The organism is Granulicella tundricola MP5ACTX9 (assembly GCF_000178975.2).
GTDB lineage: Bacteria > Acidobacteriota > Terriglobia > Terriglobales > Acidobacteriaceae > Edaphobacter > Edaphobacter tundricola.
Map to the genome: position 1 here is coordinate 60,619 of NC_015065.1, position 25,428 is coordinate 86,046.

The 25,428-nt window shown below is 60.1% G+C and carries 10 protein-coding genes; 6 read left to right on the forward strand and 4 right to left on the reverse strand.

Features of this window, described 5'->3' with window-relative positions:
* Positions 1-21: 21 nt before the first annotated feature.
* From ACIX9_RS20605 to ACIX9_RS20615, 3 genes are all read right to left on the reverse strand, one after another.
* Complete coding sequence (locus ACIX9_RS20605) at positions 22-3,417, reverse strand: TonB-dependent receptor (RefSeq protein ID WP_013582134.1); 3,396 nt, start codon at positions 3,415-3,417, stop codon at positions 22-24.
* Between the two features lie 381 nt (positions 3,418-3,798).
* Entirely contained in the window at positions 3,799-7,170 is a 3,372-nt protein-coding gene (locus ACIX9_RS20610) for an FG-GAP-like repeat-containing protein (RefSeq protein WP_013582135.1), read from the reverse strand.
* Between the two features lie 110 nt (positions 7,171-7,280).
* Complete coding sequence (locus tag ACIX9_RS20615; protein ID WP_198152242.1) at positions 7,281-10,835, reverse strand: Ig-like domain repeat protein; 3,555 nt, start codon at positions 10,833-10,835, stop codon at positions 7,281-7,283.
* A 359-nt stretch (positions 10,836-11,194) separates the two neighbouring features.
* On the opposite strand from ACIX9_RS20615, the gene ACIX9_RS20620 reads away from it, so the two are divergent.
* The 6 genes from ACIX9_RS20620 to ACIX9_RS20645 all read left to right on the forward strand — a co-directional run bounded on the left by ACIX9_RS20620 (position 11,195) and on the right by ACIX9_RS20645 (position 21,973).
* Positions 11,195-13,204, forward strand: coding sequence for a winged helix-turn-helix domain-containing protein (locus tag ACIX9_RS20620; RefSeq protein ID WP_198152243.1), 2,010 nt, complete (start codon positions 11,195-11,197; stop codon positions 13,202-13,204).
* Between the two features lie 229 nt (positions 13,205-13,433).
* On the forward strand, positions 13,434-14,894 hold the full coding sequence (locus tag ACIX9_RS20625; protein ID WP_157478226.1) for an amidohydrolase family protein: 1,461 nt from the start codon (positions 13,434-13,436) through the stop codon (positions 14,892-14,894).
* A gap of 10 nt (positions 14,895-14,904) precedes the next feature.
* Positions 14,905-16,254: an acetamidase/formamidase family protein gene (locus ACIX9_RS20630; RefSeq protein WP_013582139.1), complete on the forward strand. Its 1,350-nt coding sequence runs from the start codon at positions 14,905-14,907 to the stop codon at positions 16,252-16,254.
* A gap of 329 nt (positions 16,255-16,583) precedes the next feature.
* Complete coding sequence (locus ACIX9_RS20635) at positions 16,584-20,066, forward strand: TonB-dependent receptor (protein ID WP_232298939.1); 3,483 nt, start codon at positions 16,584-16,586, stop codon at positions 20,064-20,066.
* Positions 20,067-20,235: 169 nt separating this feature from the next.
* Complete coding sequence (locus ACIX9_RS20640; protein WP_013582141.1) at positions 20,236-21,330, forward strand: PAS domain-containing sensor histidine kinase; 1,095 nt, start codon at positions 20,236-20,238, stop codon at positions 21,328-21,330.
* Positions 21,323-21,973, forward strand: coding sequence for a response regulator (locus ACIX9_RS20645; RefSeq protein ID WP_013582142.1), 651 nt, complete (start codon positions 21,323-21,325; stop codon positions 21,971-21,973). The genes ACIX9_RS20640 and ACIX9_RS20645 overlap by 8 nt, the downstream gene beginning before the upstream one ends.
* 13 nt (positions 21,974-21,986) lie before the next feature.
* Here ACIX9_RS20645 and ACIX9_RS20650 read toward each other — a convergent pair whose 3' ends face one another.
* Positions 21,987-25,382 (reverse strand): DUF4450 domain-containing protein, encoded by a 3,396-nt coding sequence (locus ACIX9_RS20650; RefSeq protein WP_049789467.1) that lies wholly within the window; start codon positions 25,380-25,382, stop codon positions 21,987-21,989.
* Positions 25,383-25,428 lie beyond the last annotated feature (46 nt).

Here is a 25,428-nt window from a genome sequence, read left to right on the forward strand (position 1 = left end):
CGCGTACTAAGCGTAGGCAGACTAGAAGCGGTATTTAGCCGCAAACTGGAACTGCCGGGCAGGAGACAAGGTGCTGGTGATGAGGCCGAAGGTGCTGGTACTTACGGAGTTTCCGGGAGCTGCGTAGCTTGCCATGTTGAAGGCGTTGAAGGCGTCTGCGCGGAAGACGAAAGCCTGCTCGCGGAAGGTGCGGAACTCCTTGAAGACGGACATGTCAATGATGCGGTAGCCGGGTGCGCGCTCCGTGTTGACGTGTGCGGTGCCGAACTGCAGGCTGGTTCCCGGGCCGTAGGCGCAGGTGCCGTTGGAGGCGCCGGTGCAAGGCAGCGCGGACTTGTCATTGCCGAACCAGTTGGTGAGTGTACGGTTCTTTATGATGAGGGGGAGATACTGATTGGCGCGAGCTGTGCCGTTGTTGGCGTTGGCGACATTGGTGGCGATGATGGTGATGGGGAAGCCGGAGTAGAGGATGGCGTCGCCGGAGATCTTCCAGCCGCCGAGCGCTCCATCGACGAGGCGGTTCCAGTTGCCGCCGAAGTCGCGACCGTGGCCGAAGGGAAGGGCGTAGACGGCGGTGAAGTTGACGGCGTTGCGGGAGTCAGTGGCGGCTACGCCGTAGTCTCCGTGGGGGTTATAGATGTTCTGTGGGAAGACGCTGGCTCCGTCCACTCCGCTGACTCCGTAGAAGCCGGGGTTGTTGGTCATGGACTTCGACCAGGTGTAGTTGAAGGTGTACTCGAGGCCGTGACTTTCACGTTGGCGGATGGTGACCTGCATCGCGTTGTAGTTGGAGAGGCCTTCCGACTGGGTGAGATAGACGAGGCCGCCGGTGCCTACGAGCTTGGCGTAAGGCGCGGTGGAGGCGACGCCGTTGGTGGTGTACTGGTTGACGTTCTCAGGGACGATCAGGTGCTGACCGACCTCGCCGACGTAGCCGATCTGGAAGGTCGTCTTGTGGTTCAACTCCACCTGGCTGGCCAAGTTGTACTGCTGGATAAGTGCCGGCCGCAGGTTGTGGGACCAAGCCTGGTAGCGGGTGCTGGCTACGCTCACGTTTCCAGGTGCCTGGGCGAAGCCATTTTCAACCGGCACGGGCGTTCCGCCTGAGGTGGCCGTGGGGGTAAGGCTGGTGTTCGCGAACTGGAAGATGAACGGTGCGTTCTGCGACATGCGGAGATTGGCTCCGGTGCCTTCAAGATCATCGGTGATGCCGTACCCTCCGCGGATGACGACGCCGGGATTGAGCTGATAGGCAAAGCCTACGCGCGGCATGAACTCTTTGTAGTAGGGCTTGTAGAGGGCTTCGCTATTGCCGTTTTGTCCGGCGAACTGGAGACATACGGGACAGGTGGAGGGGTTATCGGTGTCCACGTTGACTTGCTTGTTGTTCACTTCGGTGATGGGCTGGTCAAAGCCATACCGCAGGCCGATGTTCAGGGTGAGATTGGAGCGAAGCTTCCAGTCATCCTGAGCGTAGAAGGCGAGGCGATACTGGCGCTGACCGACCGGGCCTGAGACTCCGCCAACGGCCTGCGAGGACGACTGGTCGAGCACGAAGTCGGCAAAGCCGTAGCCGGCAACCTTGGTGCCGGTGGGGACGGTGCTGGCGGCCGAGGTATCGGCGGTGAAGGTGCCGTTGTAGGAGAAGAGGCCCATTGCTCCGTTTGCGCTGGGGTAAAAGTTATTTTCCTGGTAGCGGAGTGCCTGTGCGCCGAACTTGAGGATGTGCTTGCCGCGCAGCCAGGTGACGTCGTCGCCGTAGTCGAAGATGTTGTCGTGGTAGGTTGTCGCTGCGCCACGGGTTCCAATGTTGCTTTCTACGCTGGAGAGGTTGACCTGGCTGAAGCCTGAGTAGGGTTGATTCGGGAAGGGAAGGCCAAGCATCGAGTCGCCGGAGCGGCCGAACTGTCCTGTCGCGTCCACGGGCTCGCCCTGCAGCCAGCCGATGCGGGAGAATCCGGCACGGAATGCGTTCTGGAGGGCACTTGAAAAGGTGTGGACCTCATTGATGACGCCGCCAGCGAAGGGATACTCGCTACCGCCGGGGAAGGTGATCAAGAGGACAGGCTGGGGAGTCGCGTCCCAGGCGTCGCCCATTGAGAAGCGGGCGTTGATGGCGTCATGGGTGCCCAGGGTGTAGTCGCCGCGGACGTCGCCCTGATTGTTGACGATCACCGACTTGGTGTTGCTCTGGTAGTTGGACGAGTCGGGCGAGGTGGTGGGGTTTACGCCTACCCGGTTGGGCAGAGGATAGACCTCGGGGTGAGCGAAGAGATATTTGGCAACCGGGTTGGTGATCGGGATTTGATTGTTTGCGTAGGGGGTGGCGGGAGAGAGACCGTTGTGATCGTTGAACAACTGAATGTGCGTCGTCACGGTGGAGTTCACGCCGAGGAACTCCGAGAAGTCTCCGGTCCGCATTCTTGCCGTTGGAACGCTGGCGATTCCGGTGCCCGCCGCGGTATTGCGGAAGCCTTCAAAGTCCGCAAAGAAGAAGAGCTTGTCATGCAGGATGGGACCGCCGATGGTGGCACCGAACTGGTTTTGGTGGAAGATACCCTTCGCGACGTGGTTGTAGTTGTTGCTCCAGAGGTTGGCGGTCAGGTCCTGATTTTCATAGTAGGAGTAAAGGCTGCCATGGAAATGGTTTGTGCCACCCTTGGTGACCATGATGATCTCGCCACCGTTGACGTTGCCGTACTCGGCGTTCGCGTTGCCGGTGATGACGCGGATCTGCTGGAGGGCCTCCGGTGCGGGGTTATAGCCGATGACGTTGTTGATGACTTCGTTGATGTCCGCGCCATCCAGGATGTAATTGTTGGTCTGCTGGCGATTGCCATTGAATGACGGGATTGTGGAGGCGGAGGTATCGCGTTCAGATCCGTTGGCGCCGCCCATGGCGCTGTAGGTGGGGTCGACTGCGCCGGGCACGAAGAGCGTGGCCGAGGAGAAGTTCTGGCCGCTGAGCGGCATGTTCTCCAGCGTGTTGGCGGTGATGGTCGTGCCAAGGGTCGAGTCTTCGGTCTGCAGGAGCGAGCCGCTATCCGTGACCTCAACCGATGTCGTTACCTCCCCCACGGCCAGGCTGAGGTTAACACGGGCGATCTGATCGATTTCAAGCGAGAAGGGCTTATCCGTGGTGACGCTGAAGCCTGGCTTGGTCGCAGAGACTACATAAGTGCCGATGGAAAGAGTCTGCAGATTGTAAGTGCCGCTGCGATCCGTGATGGTTGTTTTGATGACGCCCGTGGCTACATCCCGTGCGGCGACGGTCGCTCCGGATACCACGGCTCCGCTTTGGTCGACGATCGTTCCGCGGATCGAGCCTGTGACGGTTTGAGCGAAGACTATAGAAGCGTATGAAGAGAGGATCAGCAGAAAAATGAAGACAGGGAAGCGGCGGCAGAGCATCGACATGAAAGGACTCCCAAGTAGCCTCTAGACAAAAGCGATGTCACCAAGTTTGCTTGTCTCGGGCATCATCAACGCTTTGGAGACGGGGAGGTCCGTGAGAGCAGGCATTAAGTGGTGTTTGAAGTTGTGTGAATTGTTGCGAAAGTAATTCACTGTCTCTTCAGTGTCAAGGTACGAGGTGGCCGCGAGTGCTAAATCGTTGACTCTTATAGAGCGCCTGTATTCGACGCACGCTAATGAGCATTTACGGGAATCTATTTCAAACTGGTGGTTCAGAAGCTGGAATCTGACGATAAAACATGCTTCCAGCAGGCGGATCTAGATTCGCAAATGGCGCGCGGCCCCCAGCGAAAATTTCGCTGGGGGCCGTTGCGCCTGTTGGAGTTACCTGTTTGCGACTGTGACTGCGACGAGGATGGAGTTGACTACCTGAGTTGTACCCGAGACGCCGGTTGCAGTGATGGTGACGAGGGCCGTGCCGGTTGGTGTTCCGGAGTTGCCTGAGCCCCCGCAGCCGGAGAGTGAGGCAGCGCCGGCCAGCGTTACAAGAAGCATCATGAGGCTGTAAAGCTTCTTCCTGGAACGTCCCGTTGGCAGCAGCAGAGCGAAGAGACCGGCGAGCGAAACTCCGGTGCCGATGCTGAGTGGACCAAGCGTTTGCAGTGAGGCCGAACCCGTGGTGGCGATCGTCACCTTTGTGGCTGCGCTTGCGCCTGCTGCAAGTGTGAGGGTTTGCGAATCGAAGGTGCAGGTTGCACCGGCAGGCAGGTTGGTGCAGGCGAAGGTCACTGGCCCTGCGAAGCCGGCGTTTGCCTGCAGGGTGAGGGCTACGGATGCTGAGCTTCCCTGGGTAACGCTGACGCTCTGCACGGCTCCTGTGAGGCTGAACGCGGCAGGTGGAGCGGTGATGGTGACCGTGATTGGAGCGGCACTTGCGGCAGCATGCGTGCCGTCCCCGGGGAAGGTTGCTGTGATCTTGTTGGCTCCGAGAGGGAGTGAGGATGTGCTCAAGAGGGCTACGTTGGAGTTCCAGGATGCGGTGCCGATGGAGGCGCCGTTGGAGGCGAAGGTTACGGTTCCGCTGAGATTGCCGGTGCTGAGCAGGTTCGGTTCCACGAAGAGATTGACTGGAGTTCCCTGAACGACCGAGGTTGAGGTTGCGCCCAAGGTGAGGCTCAGACCTGCGTTGTTGAGGAAGAGCATGCTGGGGACGAGACCTGCGCCGCCGCCCAGGATGATGTCCTGTGCGCCATCGCCATTGAAGTCTCCGGCGAAGATGAGCTTATCGCGATCGAAGAGGACGTCCAACGGCTGGGTGTAGAGGATGGGAGCGTTGAAGGCTCCGCCGCCCGCGTTGATCAGCACGGTTACGCCGGAGATGAGGGTGGTCTGCGTGCTGAGCGGGATGATGTAGTCCGGCAGTCCGTCGCCGTTGACGTCCGAGAGGACGGCGGTCTGTCCAGCTACGCCCTGGAGCGCGTATACGGGTGACTTGAAGGTGAAGTCCCCATTTCCGAGGAGATTGAGAACCCCGGACGGAGCGGTGGTGCTGGCGATCGACTGCCCGGCGTAAGCCATCATGAGATCCAAAGAGCCGTCGCCGTTGGTGTCAGCGATCTGCACGTCCGAGACGCGGTAGATGCCGGTCCATACAACGTGCGCGGCTGTCGTGTTGAAGGTGCCATCTCCGTTACCCGGGATGACGGTGATGACGTTCTTTCCGCTGGCGAGGTCGTTGAGAACGAGGTCAAGCTTGCCGTCCTTATTGATATCCGCGAGGCTGGCCTGATAAAGATCCCCGCCAAACGCGGTGAAGAGCGAGGAGGTGAAGCCGCCTTTGCCGTTGCCCAACAGGACGGCGAAGCCAGAGGGTGTGGTTCCGGTGGCGTAGCAGGAGGCGTTGCCGCCATAGGCGATAACCAGATCGGCGAATCCATCGCCGTTGAGATCGCCGGCTGAGGCGAGGTTGAGTGTGCAGCCAAGGCTGATGGGAATGGTCGTATTGACGGGCGTGCTGAGGGTTCCATCTCCCTTGGAGAGGAAGACACGAACGCCGGTGAGGGTTGCCATGACGATGTCGTCTTTACCGTCACCGTTCAGGTCTACGTGGAGCGGCTCGACGAAGTCTACGCTGGTGAGGTTCTGGCTATCGAGGCTACGCGTGAAGACGAAGCCGCCCTTGCGATCGCTGAGACCGATATCGACATATCCCGACTCCTCAGCGAAGATGTCGGTGCTGCCGTCTCCGTTGTAATCGCCAACGGCGAGGACCTGAAAGCCGAATGCGGATTGGGTGTTGTTGGGTAGCGTTGCGGTGGTGTTGGCGGGAGCGATTGCGGGTGCGCCGCGAAAGGTTCCGTCGCCTTTTCCGAGGAAGATGTTGATGGAGTTGTAGAACGGATCGACCCAAAAGAAGTCCAGATTTCCGTCACTGTCAAAGTCCACGGCGCTTTCCACCTGATTGCCGCCCTGGCTGCCTGCGTATTGTGCGGTGGGTGTCTGCTTGAAGCTGCCGCTGCCGGTTCCAAGGTAGACCTGTGCTGCTCCACCACGGAAGGTGATGATATCCAGGACGCCATCTTTGTTGAAGTCGCCGGCGGTAAGACTGGAGACGCCTACATTGGCAATGGCGCTGACCGCGGGTTGCAAGGTGCCATCGCCAACGCCATAGCAGATATCAACGGTGGTGTAAGCATCCGCGAAGAGTACGTCCGGGTTACCGTCATTGTTGAAGTCCCGGACCAGCAGGCTACCGCGTCCATACTGAGTGCTCGCAATGCTTTTGGCGGCAAAGACGAGGGGACCGAAGGTGCCATCGCCGTTTCCTTTAACGGTGGCAATGTCGAAGAAGTAGTTGGTTACGCCTGGAGGTGGTTGATACATTTCAAGGACCGCATCCAGTGCGCCGTGGTGGCTCAGATCCGAGAGCGCGATGGAACGACCTCCCTGGAAAATGTAATACCCCGGGATTGTGTAGAGGGTGGATTTGGGGACTGCTGCGAAGGTGCCATCGCCATTCCCCGTGTACGAATACAGGACCATGGTGGTGGTGTAACCAACCGAGCCGCTGCCGGAGATGTAGCTGATGGGGAGAACGAGGTCTGCCTTTCCATCACCGTTCACATCGCCGACAGTCATCGCACCCATGATGGGCCGTACGGTGATGCCAGTTGGCGCTGTGATGGCGACCTTGGTGACGGTGCCGAAGACTCCATTGCCCTGGTTCATCCAGACGAAGTAGCCGGGTAGGGTATTGCTGGTCGCTACTATATCCGGAAGGCCATCTCCATTCAAATCCTGTACGAATGCCTGGACGATGTTTGCTCCCGATCCGGAGGTATTGAGCGACGCCTGTGAGAGGTTGCCTTTGCCATCATTGAGGTCAACGGTGAGGATGCCATCGCCCTGGATGGTGACGACGTCGATCCCATTCTTCCCATCGATGTCCGCCGACAGCACACCGCCAAAGGTCTCGGAGCCGTCACCGTTTCCAATGCCTGTGCGAAGCGGAGCTACGAATCCCGGGAAGGTGTATCCATTCACGGCTTTGGGCTGAGGCGCCATGGGATAGGCGGTTGCCGAGGTGCGATCCACGAGAGCTTGAGTGGACGGCGTCTCCGTGGCCAGCCGCGTCCAGGGTGCGGGGCGACCAGAGAAGGGAGTCGCCGAAGTGGTCTGCTGCGCGGTTAGATTGCCGGCAAGGAGCAATGTAGCGAAGAGAGCTGCGAGTCCGTGGCGAGAGATTGTCTTGAACATAGAACCCCTTTGCGTAAAGGAAGAAGCTGAGTCACCTGATTGGCGGACGAGTGAGCCGGAGGACGGCTGCACCTCTCCGGAGACGATGGAGATCTGCCGAGGAAGACCGGTCATTGGATCACCACCGGGATGTTCAACGTGACGGCGTTGCCGTTGTTGTCCGTGGCGAGCACGGGCACGGTGAGGCTGTAGGTCACGGCGGCGGATGCAGCGGTCGAGGTAGCCGTTGCGAAGTTACTATCTCCTGAATAAACCGCAGTCACGCTATGCACGCCGACTGCCAGCCTGGTGGTCGTGAGGGTTGTGGTGCCGCCGCTCAGGCTCTGGGTTCCGAGCTGTTTGCCTCCGTCCACGAAGGAGATCTGTCCTGTGGCCGTAGGGGCGTTCGAGATGCTTGCGGTAAATGTCTCCGACTGACCGTAGGCGACCGTTGGCGCGCTGGCGGTCAAGGCGACAGATGAGGTTGCGGGGCTTCCTTTTCCAGCGCAGCCCGAGAGCGATAGCAGGCCGAGGCAGATGGTGAAGGCGACTAGGAAGACGAGACCTCTTGAAAGCTTGCGAAGCCCAAAGCTAAGACCGAAGAACAAGCCGGCCAGGGCGATGCCCGCGATGGCGGAACCCGGTACCGGCGGTGCCGTCACCGAGGCCTGCGCCATGGGAGCTGCGTAGAGGGTCAGAGTCGTTGTTGTGGTCTTGGTTCCGACAGGAAGGACGGCGGGGCTGAAGCTGCAGGACAGGAACGCGGGCAGGGTTGTGGGGCACGAGAACTGCACGGCCGAGGTGAGCGCAGTGCCTGAAGGGGTGAGGGTGAGAGCGATGGATGCGGAGCTGTTGGTGGGGACCGCCAACTGCGTCTGCGCGGCTGTGAGGTTGAAGGCGGCGACGTAGGTGACTGTGACCGAGGAGGCAGAGGAACTCGTGTAGTTGCCGTCTCCGGCGTAGGTTGCCATGATGATGTTTTTACCGCTTACTAACTGGTTGGAGTTGAAGGTGAAGCCTGCGATGGCAGTCGTATGACCGGCTGTGTCGTAGGAGGACTGTGCGGTAGCGGTGCCGAGTGTGGCACCGGTGGTGGAGTTTGTGAAGGTGACGAGGCCGGTGGGTGAGCTGCTGGTGACCGCGGTGCCGATGGTCGAAGAGACCGTGATGAAGTCTCCGCTGGTGACGGAGGTGCGGGTCAAGGCCATGGAGAGGGTTGAGGCTGCTTTGCTTACGACGACGGAGACGGCGGCCGAGGTGCTGGGGAGGTAGGTTCCATCGCCCGCGTAACGAGCGGTGAAGGCGTGCGTCCCGGCTGGGAGCCCGGGGGCGGAGAAGGATGCGGTGCCTGAGGCGAGGGTGTATGGACCGTTGGCGTAGCTATCGGTCAGGACAGAGCTATCACCGGTGGGAGTGCCGGATGTGCTGGCGACGGTGATGGTTCCGCTGATGGGTGAGCCATAGCCAATGGTCGCCTGAGAGAGCTTGACGACACTGGTCGTTGCAAGGGTTCCGGTGGTGACAGCGCTCCAGTTGTTGACGAGGTTGCTGACGTTGAGGCTTCCAAGACCGGTTGCGAGGTCATACCCAGTGCCCGCATTCCAGCCGGACTGGATGCCGTAAGAGTTGGCGCCGATCGTGACGCAGTCTTTGGAACCCTTATAGCAAGGTGCCGCGTTGTTCGCCTTTGTCGTGTCGTAGAAGTAGCAGGAGTTTCCGGTTGCGGCGTTTTCAGCAGTGCAGCTTCCGCTGGTGGTTGAGTTGTTGTACTGCCTGGCCGCCAATTGATAGAGGACTGGATTGGGATTGCCCTGGAACGAGCTTTGCTTCTGATTGACAAGCGCCATGATGCCTGCGAAGGCCGGGGTGCCGAAGGAGGTGCCGCCCGCGGCAAGGTAGGCGACGTCAGCGGGATTGGTGAAGTCGCATGTGCCGTCGGGCGACTGATCGGACTCGCAGATGGCGTACGCGCTGCCCCATAGACCGGAGCCGGCGAAGAGGGATACGTCCGGGAGGTCGCGGACGCCGTCGGTTGGGATTCCGGGAACGGCGGTTTGCCAGGAAGGTTTGGCGACGCCGCTTGTGCAGGTGAAGTTGGAGGAGGAGACGTAGGTGGAGACCGTGCAGTTACTCGCGCCGCCGCTGCCACCTTCCACTTTGTGAAAGCCCGTGTAGTACTTGGAATCGTTGCAAAGCGCTGCCGTAGTTGCGTCCGTCACGCCCTCTGCCTGCAAGGCTGCGAGGATGAGAGGGTTACCGCAGCCGTCGTTCCAGGGAACCTCCGGGATGTAAGACTTTGCGGACTGCATGGTGCCGCTGGCGTTTGTGGTGTTCCAGTAGGGTGCGGGGTTGGTGTAGCTGACGTTGAGGTCTGTTCCTCCGAGTGCGACGTTATAGGGTGTCGACGCGAAGCCGTTGACTGAGAGTCCGTAGACGCCATAGGTTGAGCCTTGATCGCAGACGTCGGAGCCGGCGTCGCCGGTGGCGACGATGACGCTGACACCCTGAGCGGCGGCCTGCTGCCACAAGGTGTTCACATACTGAGCCTCCGAGGCTCCCATGCCCAGTTCGCACTCGCCCCAGCTCATGCTGAGGATGGGCGCGACGTTGTTATCGACGATGTATTGAGCTGAGAGGATGATGCCGTCGGTGGTTGCGCTGTCAGAGGCTACGACGAGGTCGATGGTGGCGTTCTTGGCGACAGCGCCCGACCACTCGACGTCAAGGACGGCTTCTACTTCAGAGGAGGCGAGTCCGGGGTTCTGGCCGCCTACATAGATATGGTTGAGCTTGGTTGCGGGAAGGCCGAAGCTGGAGCGGAAGCTATCCACGTCGGAGTTGAGGACGTCGCTCTTTGCGACGATTGCGATGGTCTGGCCGGTGCCATCGATACCGGCGTTCCAGAGCGGCGTCACGTTGTGCATGGTGGCGAAGTCTGCGGGAGCGATCACGTACGCGGGGCTGCCGGCGTTCGTCAGTTGAGGGACGGACGCCTGGTTCCCCTCGGCCTGGTCGCGGACGGCGGTGCTTTGTGCCACCAGGCGAGAAGCGCCGGTCGCACGATTACGGGAGACAACGCCAAGGGTCTTGTGCATCGCCTTCAGACGGAAGTCAGAGAGGCTGGCGATCCCCTGGACGACCGGAGTGAGAGCTTCCGGCATGGAGAGCTCGCTGTTGGCCGCATGATGACGTGTGCCATCCGTGGTCAGATATTGATGCATCTCCGTGCTGAAGGCACTCTTCAGTTGACCGGCGGTTCCGGAGAATGAGATGGACATGCGGCTTCTTGCGACAGAGTCAACTTTGAACCCTTTACTGCCCAGCCAGGAGCTGACGGTGGCGAGATCCTGATCCGCTACGCCGAAGCGTGCACCGAACTCGTCCGGTGTCAGCCAGTGGTGATATTCGGGAGAGGCGGGGGTCTGCTGTGCTGCCATCAAGGCCTGGAGCACCTGCTCCTGAGCGTCGGTGCGCTTCAGCATCAGGATGATGCCGTCTAGGGGTGCTCCGTCAGCCAGCGCGCCCTGATCCGTGGCGGTGGCCGTCTGAGCGGTGAGTCCACCGGAGATCCTGGCACGCTGAGACTCATCGACTGCGTGAGTGATCTGAGGAAGAGGCTTGGCGGCTGTCCGCTGCGACTGCGCGACCCCGAGGGTGGCCGTGGTGAGCAAAAGGGCTGCCTGCACGAGCCGAGTGTAAAAACCTGAAAGCAGTGCCATCGTCATCTCCTGGTGAAACTTTCCCCTCGCTTCGCATGGGAGTGGTCCGAATGCGAAACATTTACGATCTCGTCATCACAGGCAGAGACGCCTGCGGTACAAGTGGATTGAGGGTAGCGATTAGGACGATCATGAGACATGCTCCATCTCCGGTCAATTCCCGCGATCTCCTTTCGGCAATAAACAACATACCCGCTTATATCAATTAGAATGAACGAGTTGCATGGTATCCTCCTCCGGGAATGATTGGAGTGTGAGGGGTCCTTCAAGCCTCAAGCTGCTGAAGTCCGGGCCGGCGCCTGCTAAAATCTGCTCACAACACACAGATGATTCAAGCGAGGTCCTTCACGCAGATGGAAGGCATGAGCCAAGTTGCCAGATTCTCGATCTATTCGCTGGATCTTGTGACGCTGGAGCTGAGACGTAAAGGCCAGCGATGCGCGCTGCAGGAGCAGAGCGCTCGCGTGCTGGCGGTGCTACTGTCTCCGCCGGGCGACCTGGTCACCCGGGAGCGGCTCCGCGAGGAGCTGTGGCCGGATACGGCTTACTTCGACTACGAACATGCCATCAACAAGGCGATCAGTCAGATTCGCAAGGCTCTGGGAGACGACTCGCGCTCCTGCCGCTTCATTGAGACCGTGCCGCGCCAGGGATATCGCTTCTGTGGCGATGCACATATGGATGCTGCGGCGTCCGTGGAACGGACCGTTGAACCGATTTCCATGAAGGTGCTTTCAGGCACAGAGCACTCCGTGCCGGCGCGACTGGTTGTGGCCGAAGCGGTGCCTGTGGAGGGAACCGAGGTGTCGGTCGGGGCGACGTCTGCCTGGAAGAGATATGCCTTCTTGTCTGTCGCTATTTGTGTGCTGGTGCTGATTGGCTTGTTCGCGGCTCGGCACATTTGGCGAAGCCGAGCTGCTGTCAGCCCGGAGTCTCCGCTCATCCTGGGGATGCTCCCTTTCGAGACCGAGTCTGACGCAGCGAAGGCGATCGCTGAAAATCTTCGCTTCGATCTTTCCGACTCACTGGGGCAGGTGCCCGGACTGCAAGTTCGTGCGGCGCACAGTTTTACGACAGCCCCGCGCGACAACGCCAGTATGAGGTCGCTCGCTTCTACGGCCGGGTTGGATGTGATTCTGCTGGGGCGGCTCGAAGTGAATGGCACGAACTGTCTCTTACACTTCGAGGTCGTTCGGGCGAAGGATAATAGCCATATCGCGGATCTAAGCTTCGTGGGGAATGTGAATCAACTTCACTCCCTTCGTGATCGGGTACAGTATGCGGTCTACACCACGTTGGGAGGAAAGCCGGGCACGCTGCAGCACATTCAACAGCGGACTGCCAATCCGGAAGCCTATGAGGCCTATCTCGACGGCCGCCATTATCTCCAGGCTAGAACGGACGATTCACTGAATCATGCGATGGACCGATTTCAGCATGCGGCCGCGCTGGACCCAAAGTTTGCGAGCGCTTATGCGGGGATGGCCAACGTTTACCTGATCTTTGCCGATCGTGGCGAGATTCCGAATGGCTTCGATATGGCACAACGTTTAGCCAACAAGGCCCTCAGCATCGACCAAAGCTCGGCCCAGGCTCACGCCATTCTGGGCTGCACGGCGCAGTCCAGGGGCTGGGATAGTGTGACTGCCGAGCGTGAACTGCGGCTTGCCGTGGATCTGGACTCGGGTGAAGCTGTTTATCACATATGGTTGGCGACGCTGCTTTCCATCCAAGGCAAAGCAGACGAAAGCTTGCAGCAGATTGCGCTGGCTGAGAGCGACGATCCGTTCTGGCCACCGGTCTACCAGGCTGCGGCTTTTGTCGCTGCCAACGCAGGCAAGAATCAACTCATGCTGGCCGATGCAGGGAAGATGGTTGAGCTGACGCCTCGGTGGCCTATTGCGGCTGATCAGCTTGCGTGGGCTTTCTGGTACTCGCACCGTTACTCCGACGCCATTGCGGAGTGGCAGCGGATGGCGCAGCTTTCGAACGACGCCGACCGGTTGGCCCTTGAAGCTGCGGGAGAGCAAGCTTTCAGCAAGGGCGGAGCAACGGCGTATGCGAAGGTTCGGCTGGCCGCACTGAACACCAAGTCTGGCCATAATTATCACGACAAGACGATTGAACAAGCGGAGTGGAATGTTTACGCCGAGCAACCGGGGCGTGCGCTCGAGATACTTTCCGCTATGGTTCAAGAGCACGATCCAGCTGCCATTACCATGGCAGTGGACCCTGCCTTCGTATCGCTTCACACGGACGGACGCTTTCTCGATTTGCTTCAGCGAGTCGGACTTCCGAACGTGGTTCCGATCGAGTCGAAGCGGACCTCTCGTTAGCCTTTCGGTGATTTGGAAGTGGCGATGTTCCTCTCAGGTTTATCGACCTGTTGAGCCCAACGAGATGCAAGGGCTGTCAGGTTGCCAGGGAGAGGTCTCCGTATGGCTGCTTAGGTAGAAGTACGGAGGCATTCAGGATGCCTGGAGAATGGTCCGGGAGAGGCGTGGTTGCTGGGTTATAGTACATTCCATCCGGTTGCAAATCCTCGGTCTATTGAGCGTATCGTTCATGCGAAAGTCTCTTCTTCTTATGCTGGTTTGCCATGCCGCGCTTTCGAGCGCGCAGCGGACAAACTCAAGCCCGATCAGCACGAAGTATCTCTACGGTAAGAACTCGCAGATCAAGGTGTTTCAGCATGTGCGGGTGATCGACGGCACGGGCGGGGCGGTGCTGCAGGATCAGACGTTGATCGTTGATGGGACAAAGATCAAGAGCATGGGTCATGATGCGGCTGTGCCTGCGGGTGCGGAGGTGTTCGATCTGAGCGGGTACACGGTGCTTCCTGGACTGGTGGGGATGCACGATCATCTTTACTATCTTCAGCGGCCTAATGTGGATGCGAATGGATCTGAAGGGCCGACGCTGCTGCCGCAGATGACGTTCTCCGCTCCGCGGATGTACCTGGCGAATGGCGTTACGACGATTCGGACAGCGGGGTCGGTTGAGCCTTATGCGGATATCAATACGCGGCACTTGATCGAGGTGGGGACCTTGATAGGGCCGCATGTGGAGCCTACGGCTCCTTATCTGCAAGGGCCGAGCGATCTGTTCATGCAGATGCACTCTTTGAAGGGGCCTGAGGATGCGAAGAACTTTGTGAACTTCTGGGCGGACTCAGGCTCGACGAACTTCAAGGCTTACATGCACATTACGCGTGCGGAGCTGGGGGCGGCGATCGAGGCTGCCCATGCGCGGCACTTGAAGGTGACGGGGCACCTGTGTTCTGTGACGTATCCGGAGGCGGCTGAACTTGGCATCGACAATTTGGAGCATGGGTTCTTTGTGAACACGCAGCTCGATCCGGGTAAGGAGCCGGATCAGTGCTCGCGTGAGACGGGGAATGCGACGCTTGCGAAGATGACGCCGGATAGTCCGGAGGCTGCGGCTTTGATCAAGCTGCTGGTGGCGCATCATGTCGCGATTACGAGTACGCTGCCGGTGTTTGAGGCGAACCTTGCGGGCAAGCCTACGCTAAGGCCGAAGGCTCTGGCGACTTTGTCTCCGCAGGCGCTGGAGGCTTATCTGTATGGGCGCAACAGGCGCAATACGATGCCGGAGTCTGCTGCGACACAGCGAGGGGCGGCTAACTACAAGAACGATGTGGGACTGGAGCACAAGTTTGTGGAGGCCGGCGGGTTTCTGATGGCGGGGCTGGACCCTACGGGGAACGGCGCTACGTTGCCCGGCTTTGGCGATCAGCATGAGGTGGAGTTGCTGGTGACGGATGTGGGTTTCACTGCGGCTGAAGCGGTCAAGATTGCGACGTTGAATGGGGCGATCTATCTGGGGCAGCAGGATCGTATTGGGTCTGTGGTGGCGGGGAAGGATGCGGACCTGATGATCGTGAAGGGCGACCCTTCGACGCAGATTACGGATATCGAGAACGTCGAGATCGTGCTGAAGGATGGGATGGCTTATGACTCGAATAAGCTGCTGGATTCAGTTAAGGGGCGCTATGGGCAGTACTAAGGAGATGACGATGCGGATGCAATGGATGGCGGCTGTACTGATGACGGTGACGGGTGTGCTGCCTTGTGCGGCCAGGGCGGCGGAGACGGAGGGCAAGTGGGTTGCGGAGGTTTCTGGCGTGACTCTGCTGGAGCCTGTGTATGCGCGTGTTTCGCTGGAACGCTCAGGCGATACGCTGACGGGCATGTGGGGCAGTGAGACGGTCAAAGGCACAATCAAAGGCTCGGCGGTCACGATTATGCTGACCGGCAATGATGGCGAAGGGGGTAGCCTTACGGGCAAGATTGTAGCGGACGCCGGGGAGGGGGCTGGGACCATGACAGGGCTGGGGCGGAGGCCGGGAAGTGCGGGCGGAGGACGTGCTCCGGTGCCGCAGGAGATCAGTTGGAAGCTGACGCGGGAGCTTGTGCCTCCGGCCAAGCCGCGTGAGGTGAACTATGAGCCTACGACGTTCCAGGCTTACTACTATGCGGGGAACAAGCCGGGGATCCATATCTTTCCGGGGGACATCGTGCATACGTGGGCTCCGGACTCCGGGGGGACGGATAAGACTTTGAAGCGGGTGGCGCTGGGGGGCGACCCGAACATCGGGCCGATCTATGTGGAGGGTGCACTGCCGGGGGATACGCTGGTGGTGCACCTGATCAAGATTGCGCCGAACCGGCCGACGGCACAGCAGGGGAGCCGGCTTATGCAGTACTCGGTGATGCCTGCTTACAGTCTGGCGGCCAAGTATGATCAGCGGTTCAATGGGGAGTATCAACTGGACAATGCGACGGGTATCGCGACGTTGACTGCTCCTACGCCTGCGCTCAAGAACTTCAAGGTGCAGATGAAGCCGATGCTGGGATGCATCTCCGTCGCACCCCCGGGTATGGAGGCGTTTGGGGGGACGCACCTGGGGCCGTATGGGGGCAACCTGGACTATAACGGGGTGGTGTCCGGGGCGACGATGTACTTCCCGGTGTCGCATCCGGGGGCGCTGTTCGGGTTTGGGGATGGTCATGCAGCGATGGGGGATGGGGAGGTGACGCAGACGGGGCTGGAGACGTCGATGGCGGTGGATTTCAGCGTGGAGGTGATCAAGGGGTACCAGACGGCTCAGGTGCGGGAGGAGGATCCCGAGTACATCATCTCGTTTGGTGTGGCGGGATCGCTGCAGGAGGCGCTGAAGGTGTCTACGGCGCAGTTGGCGACTTGGATCAAGCACGACTACGGTCTGACCGACAGCGAGGTCGCGCTGTTCCTGGGGGCGGAGATGAAGTACGAGGTGACGGAGCTGGTGGACCCGGAGTTCGACGTGGTGTCCAAGGTGCCGAAGAGCGCTTTGGCGATGCTGGTGTCGCAGAATAAGCAGTAAGTGCAGATGAGGCCTTCGCGATGCGGAGGCCTTGCTGCGTGGAATCGACCCCTTGACCCCATTCTCTGTTTGTGGTTCCAAAGTCTTCAAATAGGTGACTTAGGTCTGGACTTCCCGCTCCGGGCGAGACAGGGGGTTGCAGTCTGTTTTGGAGTTACGGGAACTGCTTTCCAAAGGCTTGCTGATATATCAGTAGTCTTACGGATTTCCCAATTGGGGAAGTTACTGCATAGTGAAAAGACCCTTACAGAAGAGGTTTCACTATGACATGGGCTTGCTCTCCCTCCAGCCGTCGCAGACTTGTATTCGGTCTTGCAGCTTCCGCAGCGTTGTTTCAAACGGCAAGTGGTCAGACTTCTACGACCGGTGCGATTCGCGGCACGGTGACCGACCCGCAGGGCGCGGTGATTGCGGGCGGAATTGTGACGATCAAGTCGCAGGGGACTGACGCGGTGCGGACAGCCCTGACGGACAAGGGCGGGCAGTACACGGTTGGGCTTTTGCCTCCGGGAATGTACACGGTGACGATTACGGCTCCGGGCTTCAAGACGGAAGATCCGGGGTCGATCACGGTGACGGTGACCGAGACGGCGCGTGTGGACGCGAAGCTGGAAGTCGGGAGCCAAAGCGACACGGTGGAGGTGAGCACGGCGACGCCGGCGCTGCAGATGGAGAACGCGACGCTGGGTACGGTGGTGGACGGCGACGTGATCAACCAGTTGCCGCTGACGAACCGGAACTACACGCAGGTGCTGACGCTCTCGGCTGGTATCACGGGCGACCTGAACAACGCGGCGACGCTGGGTAAAGGCACGCCGGACGTGTATGTGAACGGCGCGAGCAATATCAGCAACAACTTCCACATGGACGGCGCGGACATCAACAACTTTGGGTCCGGGCGCGCGGGCGACTTTGTGCAGCAGGCGGGAATTCCGATTCCGAACCCGGATGCGCTGGAGGAGTTCAAGATCCAGACGGCGAACTACGATGCCGGCTTTGGACGTGATGCGGGCGCGAACGTGGACGTGGTCACGAAGAGTGGGACGAACAGTTTTCATGGCTCACTGTGGGAGTTTTTGCGGAACGACGTTCTGAATGCGAACGATACGTTTCTGAAGATCAATGGGCAGAAGCGTCCGGATATGAAGCAGAACCAATTCGGCGGAACGCTTGGCGGACCGATCCTGAAGGATAAGCTGTTTTTCTTTGGTACGTATCAGAACACGCGGCAGATCAACGGGTTGAGCTCGACGTCGTTGCAGACGATCAGTTTGTTTCCGATCACGAACGACCGGAGCGCAGCTGCGATCGGTGCGGCTGCTTGCCCCGCTAATGCGGGTCCAACCCCACTGGCGCAGACGCGGTGGCACCCCTACGTGGGCGGAACCTATACGGGCGGCGTGAATGTGGCGTGCAACGGATCGAACATCAACCCGGTGGCGTTGAATCTGCTCAACCAGAAGCTGCCGAATGGCACTTACCTGATTCCAACTCCGCAGCGGCTGCTGACGGACTCGAATGGCAATCCGATTGGGCAGTCCACGTTCAGCATTCCCTCAACGTACTTCGAGACGCAGTACATGATCAACACGGACTATACGATCTCACCGAAGAACACTTTGTCCGAGCGTTACTTCTATGCGAACTATCCTGAGGACCAGCCGTTGGGCACCGCGGGCGATACGCCTGGGAACGGTGTTTCGACCGTCTTCAACGACCAGATTGGTTTGCTGAAGCTGACCTCCGCACTGACCCCACACCTGCTGAACGAGGCGCTGGTGGCTTATATCCGCAGCAGCGGTCATCTTCAGACCGAGTCCACGCTGACGGCGAGCCAGATCGGCATGACGGCTCCGAGCGACCCGACCTATCCGTTGTATCCGGTTACGTCTGTTACGGGTTACTTCAACCTGGGGGGCGGCGGCAACGATGAGTCGTCGTCCGTGGTGAACACGTTTGAGATCGACGACCAGATCTCCCTGACGCATGGCAAGCAGAGCATACGGGCGGGGTTCATTGGAGAGAAGAATCAGTTCGACTTCAATGACCCGGAGCAGAAGCGCGGCAGCTTGAACTTTTCCACGTTCCAGGACTTTATCCTGGGGCAGAGCGCGGCACAGAACGGGACGAACTACAGCAATGTGAACACGGCCGGGAGTCAGCAGGGCAGCTATTACAAGGGCTATCGCGGAACGGATCTGGCGATGTTCCTGCAGGACGACGTCAAGCTGCGACCGAACCTGACGGTGAACGCGGGTATCCGGTGGGAGCTGAACAGCAACGTCAGCTTTGGGCATGGAGAAGAGAGCAGCTTCTGGCCTTCGCTGGTGACACGGTTCCAGCCGCTGCCGGCAGCGGGTACGCTGAACGGCTTCATCGTCCCGAACAACTATCAACTGCCTCTGCCTGCTGGACTGACGAAGATCGGCAGCCGGAGTCTTACGAAGAACGATATTCCGCTACATAACTTTGGGCCTCGCCTGGGCTTTGCCTGGCAGCCTTACGGCGCCGCCGCGACGACCGTCTTGCGCGGCGGCGTGGGCATGTTCTTTACTCTGCCGAATGGTAACTCCGTTCTGCAGACGTTGGGCGGCCAGCCGTTTGTCAGCTCCGCGAGCTTGTCCAATGCGGTGGATCAGGCGTCTACGTTCCAGACGCCGTATACCGCGACGCTCACTCCCGGCGTGTGGCAGGTGCTTTCACCAACCGCAGTTCCGAGAACGGTGACTGCCGTCGCGGAGAACAGCGATTCTCCGCTGACGGTGCAGTACAACCTGGAGGTTGAGCAGCAATTGCCGGAGAAGCTTGTGCTGGAAGTGGGCTATGTGGGAACGCGCGGCACACGTCTTGCTGAAGGCCGGAATATCAACGCCGCGGCGCTGGCGAGCCCGACCAATCCGATCAATGGGGTCACGACGAACTCGACGCTATCGTCCAATGTTCAGGCGCGCGTTCCTTACCAAGGCTTCTCACCGACGGGCGTGACGTTGATCGAGACGTATGGATTTTCCAACTACAGCAGCTTGCAGACGACCGTGAAGCGCCAGGTGAGCCGAGGGATTTACGTTCAGGGGGCGTACACCTGGAGCAAGGCCATGACAAGCGTCTATGGCGGCGACGGGACCAATGGCGTGTTCGAAGGCGGCAGCGGTAACAGCAACGATCCGAACAACCGGTATGCGCGATATGGGCTGGCGGGATTCGACCGAACGAACCGCTTTGTGGTGGCTTACACGTATCTGTTTCCAAGCTGGCAGAAGGGTAACTGGTTTGAGCGTGCGGCGACCAGCGGATGGCGGGTGAATGGGACGTCGACGTTCCAGGGCGGCAAGCCGTTGACGATTACGGACAGCCGTAACGGGACGGCTTACGGCGAGACCGACAGCCGGGCGCAGTTCCTTCCGGGTATGGGGAATCGCAATATCGTCAACAAGGGCGGGGGGACGATGCTGAACCGAGTCAAGAGCAATACCTATCTAAATGCGGGTTCGGCTGTGTTCGGACTGGCACCGGCGGTTGCGAGTGCGGCTTTGAACGGGACTGTGAACGCACTTGACTACGGCAACAGCTCCGTGAGCGCGGCGCGTGGACCAGGAAACGACAACTGGGATATGGCGGTGGTGAAGGAGACGAGGGTTGGGGGGATTCGCGAGAATGCGACGTTGGACTTCCGGACGGAGTTCTTCAACGTGTGGAATCACCCGGAGTACTCGGCTCCTGCGACGGCCGTGAGCGCTGCAAGCTATGGGCAGATCACGAGTTCTGCAGGGTCACCACGGCTGATTCAGTTTGCGCTGAAGTATCAGTTCTAGTCTCAGGAACAGCGGAAGTGTTTGCCCGGCGCCGATGGTGCCGGGCAATTGCTTTCAGAAGATGTGAGATTTGGTGGTTAGGCAGCGTGAAAATCTGGTTATACTTTGGGCACCGAGCCCATTCCCCGGCCCCTTATCCACTATAGGCAGATGCACGATCGAGGCCATCATGAACGATCATGAAGTCTACGAAATTTCTACCTCATTTCCATTTGGGCGGATGGATGCAAGTACATCCGCTACGTATCTGAGGGCGTTGATCGGGAATAGCCCGATCGCGATCATTGCGCTGGATGCGCAGCATCGATACACGATGTGCAACCCTGCGTTTGAGCGGTTGTTCCAGTACACATCGAAGGAACTGTTCTCAGAGGATCTGGACTACCTGATTGCAGGGCCGGAGATGATGGAGGAGGCGCGCGACCTGAGCCGGCGGGTGCTACAAGGCGATAAGGTGCATACCGTGACGCAGCGGCGGCGGCGGGATGGAATGATCGTGGATGTTGAGTTGTACGGGATTCCGCTGGTGGTGGATGGCGAGTTGGCGGGTGTATACGGGCTTTACCAAGATGTGACCGAACGCAACAAGGCGCAGACGGCGTTCCGTGCGATCTCCGATCAGATGGATAACCTGCAGCAGGAGGAACGGCGCAGGATTGCGCGGGATCTGCATGATTCGACGTCGCAGGAGCTGACGGTGTTGAACTGGAACCTGGCCAGGCTGAATGCGCTGGTGACGGATAAGGATGAGGCGCTGCAGAGGCTGGTGCAGGAGACGCGGGAGATTGCGTCGCAGTGTTCTGCCCGGATACGGAGTGCGTCTTACCTGCTGCATCCGCCGCTATTGGGGGAGGGTGGGTTGACGCGGGCGCTGCCCTGGCTTGTGGAGGGTTTCGAGCAGAGGAGCGGGATTCAGGTGGGCCTGGAGATGAGCGCGAACCTGGGACGGTTTCGGGATGGGGTGGAGATTGCAATCTTCCGGGTGGTGCAGGAGAGTCTGACGAATGTGCTGCGGCACTCGGGCAGCGCGGTGGTGCAGATTGCGCTGCGCTGCGATGAGGACTGGCTGCTGCTTTCAATCAGTGACGAAGGGGCGGAGCAGGGAGGGCCGGCGGTGTCGCATGAAAAGCGGATGTATGGCGTGGGGGTGAGTGGGATGCGAGAGCGGGTGGAGAAGCTTGGTGGATGCTTCAGCATCGATGGGACGAAGGGCGGGACGACGGTGATGGTGACGATTCCGCGGAATATGGGTGTGCATGGCTGAGCTACGGATTATGATTGCGGACGATCACGACCTGATCCGCCGAGGACTACGGACGCTGCTGGGAACTCGGAGCGGATGGACGGTTGTGGGCGAGGCTTCCAATGGCGTGGACGCGGTGACGATGGCTGCGAGCCTGATGCCGGATATTGCGATTCTGGATTTCTCCATGCCGGGGCTGACCGGGCCGGAGGCTGCTGCTCGCATGCGGGTCTGTGCGCCGCGAACGAAGGTGCTGGTGCTGACGATGCATGACTCCGAAGAGGTGCTGCGGGAGGTGCTGCAGGCTGGCGCTAAGGGGTTCATGCTGAAGAGCGACGCGGATCGTGACTTGTTGATGGCTGTGCAACGGATCTCGGAGAGTGATGAGATTTTTGTGAGTGAGCGGGCGGTATCGCTTCGTGGGGGGCCGCTGAATGTAAGTGGGGCGGGGAAGGCTAGTCTGGCGCAGTTGACGGTGCGCGAGCGCGAGGTGATGCGGCTGCTGGCAGATGGAATGACGAGCAAAGAGGCGGCGGCGCGGCTTTGCATCAGCACGCGGACGGTGGAGTCGCACCGGATCAATATCAGCCGGAAGATGAGCTTTGGGTCTGTGGCGGATCTGGTGCGGTATGCGATTCGCAATGGGATTGCGGCGCAGTGCTAGGGATGGGGACACGCTAATCGCTGATTAGAGTTGCGGCCAGCAATGCGACGATGATGCCGTAGAGGTGGACGGTGATCTCCAAACTGGACAGGGTTTTGGAGGGGTCGAGTGGGATATGCAGGACGGTGGCCGCTCCGCCGGGGATGTGGCCGCCGTTGCCTTTTGCCTGAGTTTGGATCTGAGTTTGGATCTGAGCTTGGGTGAGGGAGCGGACTTTTCCGGTCTTGAGATCGACGCGGGTGGGGGGGAGGGTTTCGTCCACGAAGAGATAGTCGTCGATGAGGTAGTCCTGCTCGATGGGCCACCAGTTTTCCGGGTTGCGAAGCGTTAGGCTTGAGCGAGTGCCGTCCGTATAAGACACATGGACGTGGGCGTGATCCGTACGGCTGCATTGGGGGAAGGTGCTTCCGGCCAAGAGGAGGGAAAGCATCTTGGCAGAACCTTTCAGGGGGATGCGGATGGTGGGCTTGTCCTGCTGCCAGTGGGAGAGGTAGAGGCAGTTTGGAGCTGCGCCGCCGGGTGTGCGAAAGGTGGGACCGTATGGAATGCGGAGCTCGCCGTTGAGAGAGCGGAGGCCGGTGTCGTCGATCGAGGGTCGGCGATCAAAGGCTGCCCATGCTCCGATGCCCTGCTGCGGGATTGAAAGGGAGCAGTAGGGTGAGCGGGGTGAGGCGTAGTCGCGTTCAAAGATTTCAGTGATGGAGGAGTTGAGGTGAGCGGTGAGGTCGATGGGCCGTGAGGTGCCGAGAGGTTGAGTGGCCGGGGCTGGCGATGGGTCCAGGACAAGGAAGGTGTGTGGCATCCACCATTGGCAGTCCGGGGTGCCTGCCTGGGTAAAGACGGTATGGGTGCCGGGGCGGGTGGCTCGACCTTGATTCAGTGCGCGCTGTGGGTCGTCGATGATCTGGGACGGAGGGAAGACGATGTCGTCGCGGTGAACGATGCGGTGTGCGGGACGCGGGGCTGCGGCAGGGCCTTTCCATTCGATGGCGACGGTCCAGTGAGTCTGGGCCTGAGCCTGAATGTGCAGGGATGGTGCGCCGACCGCTTCGGCAATGAAGGCTCCGGTTGCGGGAGTGCCGTTGATGCTGACCCTGGGTTGGCCAGTGCTGGGCGCGCGCAGCTTTAGGGAAAGCGCGACCGGACGGCCCAGACGGGAGGTGATCTCGCAAGATTCACGGTTGCCTGTGCGCGTCCACGCGAGGTCCAGGTCAGGGTGGTGAAGGCTCGCATTGTTCCAATCCGAAGGGAAGCCGGGGGTAATGTGGAGTGTGTTGTGGAGGAGATCGGGCTGGACGCCGAAGAGGCCTTCGATGAGGGCGCGTGCTGTGATGCCGATGGGGTCGCCAAAGTCTCGCTGGGCTTCCTGGCGGTGTGCGTCGAGTTGTGAGGTCATGTGGAAGTTGCCGGGGCAGAGACCCTGAAACATGGAGTCGAGCAGGTTTCCCTTGAAGAGGCTATAGGCCTCATCGACCATTCCGGTTTGCCACAGCGCGAGCGCCATGTGCATGTTCTCCGCGAGCAGCAGCAGGTTCAGGCTCCACTCGTACGGCAGCCAATCGGAGCAGGAGAGCATGGTTCCGCCGGGGGGAACGGACAGGCCGGATACGGGTACGGAACGAATGGCGGAGAGGCGCTCCACGGCCATCTGCCATGACTGACGAGGAGTGGCCGCGCGGGAATCGATGGCGTGGTATACGGACCAGAGCGCTGGGGAGGTGTAGACGGCCTGGGGTCCGAGCAGGTCCTTGCTTTCGGCGTAAGTGCCTTGCGAGCCGATCCAAAGATGCGTTTGCATCGCCTTCTGGATAAGGGTGGCTTCGCGCTCGTAAGGGGCTGGGTCCTTCTGGATCATGGCGGCAATCTGTGCGGCCATGCGATTGGCGAAGAGGTTATAGGCCGTGCTGTGGGTGGCACCCCCGCCGTTGTATTGCAGGTTGTCTGAGGCCCAGATGCAGGCGTAGGCCTCGTATAGCGGAAGCCCATCGTAGAGGCGACGGAAGAGGCGCTGCTCCCAGGCGAGATGCCGCTCGAGTGCCGGCCAGATCTCGGCTGCGAACGCCAAGTCAGCCGTCCACTGCAGGTGGCGCAGCAGGGCGTCGAAGAAGACGAGGTTCATGTCGTAGTGGTTGTGAGAGAGATCGCCGTTGCTGTGCAGGAGATTTTCTGTCCGGCTGAGATGGGAGCCGGGGTCAGGCTGGCCGATTGCTGGAACTGCTGTCGTGACCGGTGCGATGTTCTGTTTTGCGATCCAGTGACGGGCGTGCTGGATAAAGCGGTCATGCCATCCCAGGGCATCGAGGACATATGGCCCACGCCAGCCGGCGAGAGGGTTTCGCCATGCGACTGCGCCGTGCATGACGCAGTGTTGGGCTTCATCCCAGAGTGCGTCACCTGCTATGCCTACTGCCGGGCCTATGGCATTGATAAAGGGATCTGGGGTCTGGAGGGAGACGCGTGAGGCGACTGCATCAAGTTGCGCGCAGCGCCGGACGTAAGCCTCCTCTGCATCAATGGTCACGTCACCATTGATGCGGAGGTGCAGCGGCGTTGCGCTTAGCTTGACGGATGCCAGGAGGGCAGGAAGTGCCGGGCCGGAGGCGGCGGAGTCCGCGAGTGCTTGCCAGCCGTCGTTCCAGCGGCTGGCATCGCCGATGAGGGCGGTGGTGCCTGGGGGGAAGTCGAAGGAGAGGTTGACTGCCTTGCTCGTGAGCCTCGCGGTGTGTCCTTCGATGGTGTAGTTGTTACCGGCGCACTCCATGGGGCGAACCTGGAAGAACTGAGAGACGGGTTCGGACTCGCAGCCGATGTCTCCTCCGCGCTTGCCTTTACGGCCGCTGGCACCGGCGAAGGCGTAGAGCATCTGCACCTCATCCTTCGCGAGCGTCGACTGGACGCGGATATGGAGACCGGGGCCCTGAGCCGCGGTGACCACGTCGAGACGGAGTTGATTCGAACCAAGGGCTGCATCGTTGATGGTGTACGACATGCGACCTGCATGGTAGGTCGCCACGATCTCATCTGCCTGGGAGAGCCACTTGGCCGTCCCCCGGGCGGTGAAGCCCAGGCGCAGATTGCCGCCGTGTCCCGGCATGTAGAGCGAGAACTCGGGCAGGTCGCCTGCATCGACACGGAAGGCGATGTTCTGGCCATAGAGCGGACGGTTGAAAAATTCCGAGCTGTTGCGAATGGTGAAGCCGCCTTGTTCCGGGCGATAACGGAGTGGACGTTCAGTTTTGCCATGCATCAGGCCACGGACGCTGCCGGCGATCTCTTCCGGTGAGGTTGCGGCGGATTGGGGCCTGGCAGCCTGACCCGCGAGGAGGCTCGGATGATGAGCAGCCAGCAACGCACTGGCGGAGCTGTGCGACAGGAAGCGGCGACGAGTCCAGAGTGAAGGCATACTCATAAGGGTTTAGCTTAACGATGCGCGCCCGGCGTTTCCACCGGGCTCG